This is a genomic window from Pseudoalteromonas sp. MB41 (genome assembly GCF_020966275.1).
Lineage (GTDB): Bacteria > Pseudomonadota > Gammaproteobacteria > Enterobacterales > Alteromonadaceae > Pseudoalteromonas > Pseudoalteromonas lipolytica.
Genome location: NZ_JAJJZF010000084.1, coordinates 1 through 613 on the forward strand (window position 1 = coordinate 1; position 613 = coordinate 613).

The window sequence follows — 613 nt, forward strand, 5'->3', positions numbered from 1 at the left end:
GTAAAAGATCCACCTTCTAAAGAAGGTGGCTTTGCATTAGCCCCCTAGAAGGGGGCGTTGTTTACTGGAGTGTTAACTGCGCCTGCTCTTGCACCTCTTCCTTTTCTTGGTGCCTGACATACCGCCTTATTATTTCTTCATTTATCCCTACAGTATCTACGAAGTACCCTCTCTGCCAAAAATGGTTTCCCCATAACTTGTTTTTCCTTAAGTATGGATATTTGCTAAATAGCTTTAACGCTATTTTTCCCTTTAAAGCACCCATTAATTTCGAGACTGATAACTTCGGCGGTATCTTTACTACCAAATGAACATGGTCAACCTGCACATTTAACTCGACTACTTTGCACCCTAACTGCTCACAATAAACTTGTATGCACCTGTAAACATCTCTGCCTACTTTGTTCTTCAATATTCTGAACCTATACTTTGGTGTCCAGACTATATGATATTGACATCGCCAATACACATGCGATGCTTTCTCGTATCTACTCATGTTTTTTCCTTATATGACTTCGCTAAAAATCAAGTAAGGAATTAACATGAGTATTTTTTCAGGCAAAGCCTAAATGATGATAACCACCTACTGAAGTAGGTGGTTTAGGGCCGAAAA

General features: G+C 39.5%; 1 protein-coding gene. It reads right to left on the reverse strand.

All coding sequences use genetic code 11. The annotated features are described in order from the left end of the window. Positions 1-61 precede the first annotated feature (61 nt). Positions 62-496, reverse strand: coding sequence for an IS200/IS605 family transposase (gene tnpA / locus LPA49_RS22280; protein WP_036970631.1), 435 nt, complete (start codon positions 494-496; stop codon positions 62-64). Between the last annotated feature and the right edge of the window lie 117 nt (positions 497-613).

Excerpts from the sequence above, each read along its gene's own strand:
- tnpA (WP_036970631.1), bottom strand. The coding sequence starts at position 496 with ATGAGTAGATACGAGAAAGCATCGCATGTGTATTGGCGATGTCAATAT.